The organism is Streptomyces sp. MB09-01 (assembly GCF_033794505.1).
GTDB lineage: Bacteria > Actinomycetota > Actinomycetes > Streptomycetales > Streptomycetaceae > Streptomyces.
In genome coordinates this window covers 1-2,964 of the sequence record NZ_JARAYQ010000476.1, presented here as the reverse complement: position 1 = coordinate 2,964, position 2,964 = coordinate 1, and the positions used below count along the sequence as shown (strand labels likewise).

The 2,964-nt window shown below is 69.6% G+C and carries 2 protein-coding genes and 1 pseudogene; 2 read left to right on the top strand and 1 reads right to left on the bottom strand.

Features of this window, described 5'->3' with window-relative positions:
* Positions 1–87 (top strand): annotated as a pseudogene (locus PV721_RS42525) (lytic transglycosylase domain-containing protein); the annotation flags it as partial.
* Between the two features lie 138 nt (positions 88–225).
* Here the strand turns inward: PV721_RS42525 and PV721_RS42520 are convergent.
* Positions 226–1,395, bottom strand: coding sequence for a steroid 3-ketoacyl-CoA thiolase (locus tag PV721_RS42520; RefSeq protein ID WP_319734132.1), 1,170 nt, complete (start codon positions 1,393–1,395; stop codon positions 226–228).
* A gap of 242 nt (positions 1,396–1,637) precedes the next feature.
* Here PV721_RS42520 and PV721_RS42515 point away from each other — a divergent pair, with 242 nt between their 5' ends.
* Positions 1,638–2,882, top strand: a complete 1,245-nt coding sequence (locus tag PV721_RS42515) for a cytochrome P450 (RefSeq protein ID WP_319734130.1) — start codon at positions 1,638–1,640, stop codon at positions 2,880–2,882.
* Positions 2,883–2,964: the final 82 nt, after the last annotated feature.

The window sequence follows — 2,964 nt, the reverse complement described above, 5'->3', positions numbered from 1 at the left end:
ATCAAGTGGGGCCTGGACTACATGAACGAGCGCTACGGCAGCCCCGTCGGCGCCTGGAACTTCTGGTCCGCCAACCACTGGTACTAAGCCACCAGCACACAGCGGACGCAGCAGCGCCAGCAGTCACAGACATACGAAAGCCCCGGTGGCCGGCCTCCCCAGGTCCGGCCGCCGGGGCCTTCTGCATCCCATCCCACGGGGTTCAGAGGCGCCTGCGGCGAAGGCTCACAGGCGCTGGATGATCGTGCCGGTCGCCAGCGCGCCGCCCGCGCACATCGTGATCAGCGCGAACTCCTTGTCGCGGCGCTCCAGCTCGTGCAGTGCCGTGGTGATGAGCCGGGCGCCGGTGGCGCCGACGGGGTGGCCGAGGGCGATGGCCCCGCCGTTGACGTTGACCTTCTCCAGGTCCTGGTCGAAGACCCGGGCCCAGCTGAGGACGACGGAGGCGAAGGCCTCGTTGATCTCGACGAGGTCGATGTCCTTGAGGGACATCCCGGCCTTGCCGAGCACGGCCCGGGTCGCGTCGATCGGCCCGTCCAGGTGGTAGTGGGGGTCGGCGCCGACGAGCGTCTGGGCGACGATCCGGGCCCGCGGCTTGAGCTTGAGCGCGCGGGCCATCTTGCGGGAGGCCCACATCACGGCGGCGGCCCCGTCGGATATCTGCGAGGAGTTCCCGGCGGTGTGCACGGCGGTGGGCATGACCGGCTTGAGCCGGGCCAGCGCCTCCATGCTGGTGTCCCGCAGTCCCTCGTCCCGGTCGACCAGGCGCCACATGCCCTGCCCGGCGGCCTGCTCCTCCTCGGTCGTCGGCACCTGCACGGCGAAGGTCTCGCGCTTGAACCGCTCCTCGGCCCAGGCCACCCCGGCCCGCTCCTGGGAGAGCACGCCGAGCCGGTCGACGTCCTCGCGGCCGAGGCCCCGGTGGCGGGCGATCCGCTCGGCGGCCTCGAACTGGTTCGGGAGGTCGACGTTCCACTCGTCCGGGAAGGGCTTTCCCGGGCCGTGCTTGGAGCCGGAGCCCAGCGGAACCCGGCTCATGGCCTCGACTCCGCAGGCGATGCCGATGTCCATGACCCCGCCGGAGATCATGTTGGCGACCATGTGGTTGGCCTGCTGCGAGCTGCCGCACTGGCAGTCCACCGTCGTCGCGGCGGTCTCGTACGGCAGGCCCATGGCGAGCCAGGCGTTGCGCGCGGGGTTCATCGACTGCTCGCCGGCGTGGGTGACGGTGCCGCCGACGATCTGCTCGACGCAGTCGGGCTGGATTCCGGTACGGGCCAGCAGCTCGCGGTAGGTCTCGCCCAGCAGGTAGGCGGGATGGAGGTTGGCGAGCGCGCCCCCGCGCTTGCCGATGGGGGTGCGTACGGCTTCGACGATGACGGGTTCCGCGGCCATGAGCTCGTCCTCTCCTGCACAGCGCCAGCGCGGCGGGCCGTCCCGGCGCCCCGCCCGAACTAGTACGCGTTCTAGTTCTCCCCGCAGTCTTATGACCTGGGGCCCCGCCACGCAAGGGTCTTGCACGCGCCCTGCACGGATTCCACACGCAACAGTTGACGCCGCGACCCTTGTCACTTCTAGAACTCGTTACTACCTTCAAGCCAACTTCTGATGGGCCGTCAGACTTTGGAGTTGCCCCGATGACCTGTCCCGCGCTGCCCGAAGGCTTCGACGCCACCGACCCCGACCTGCTCCAAAGCCGGGTCCCGCTCCCGGAGTTCGCGCAGCTGCGGCAGACCTCACCCGTGTGGTGGTGCCCGCAGCGGCGGGGCGTCACCGGCTTCGACGACGAGGGCTACTGGGTCGTGACCCGGCACGCGGACGTCAAGCACGTCTCCACGCACCCGGAGCTCTTCTCCTCCACCACCAACACGGCGATCATCCGCTTCAACGAGCACATCCAGCGTGATGCGATAGATGCCCAGCGACTGATCATGCTGAACATGGATCCGCCGGAACACACCCGCGTCCGCCAGATCGTGCAGCGCGGCTTCACCCCGCGGGCCATCCGCGGGCTGGAGGACGCGCTGCGGGACCGCGCCCGGAAGATCGTCGAGGAGGCCCTGGCCGTTTCCGCCGACGGCAGTTTCGACTTCGTCACGCAGGTGGCGTGCGAGCTCCCGCTGCAGGCCATCGCCGAACTGATCGGCGTACCGCAGAAGGACCGCGCCAAGATCTTCGACTGGTCGAACAAGATGATCGCCTACGACGACCCGGAGTACGCGATCACCGAGGAGGTCGGCGCGAACGCGGCCATGGAGCTCATCGGCTACGCGATGAACCTCTCCGCCCAGCGCAAGGAGTGCCCGGCCAAGGACATCGTCACCCAGCTCGTCGCCGCGGAGGGCCAGGGCAACCTCGGCTCGGACGAGTTCGGCTTCTTCGTCCTCCTCCTGGCGGTCGCGGGCAACGAGACCACGCGCAACGCCATCAGCCACGGCATGCACGCCTTCCTGACCCACCCCGACCAGTGGGAGCTCTACAAGGCGACCCGGCCGGCCACCGCCGCGGAGGAGATCGTGCGCTGGGCCACCCCGGTGGTGTCCTTCCAGCGCACCGCCACGCAGGACACCGAACTCGGCGGCCAGAAGATCAAGGCCGGTGACCGGGTGGGGATGTTCTACTCCTCCGCCAACCACGACCCCGAGGTCTTCGAGAACCCGGACGTCTTCGACATCACCCGCGACCCGAACCCCCACCTGGGCTTCGGCGGCGGCGGCCCGCACTTCTGCCTCGGCAAGTCCCTCGCGGTGATGGAGATCGACCTGATCTTCAACGCACTGGCCGACGCCCTGCCGGACCTCCGCCTGACGGGCGAGGACCCCCGCCGCCTGCGCGCCGCCTGGCTCAACGGCATCAAGGAACTCCGGGTCACCCACGGCTGACCCGGAGTTCCTTGATGCCGTTGAGCCAGGCGGCGCGCAGGCGGCGGGGGTCCTCGCCCGTCAGGCGGAGGTCCGGCAGGGC

Coding starts and splice junctions, on each gene's coding strand:
- PV721_RS42520 (WP_319734132.1), bottom strand. CDS start 1,395: ATGGCCGCGGAACCCGTCATCGTCGAAGCCGTACGCACCCCCATCGGC.
- PV721_RS42515 (WP_319734130.1), top strand. CDS start 1,638: ATGACCTGTCCCGCGCTGCCCGAAGGCTTCGACGCCACCGACCCCGAC.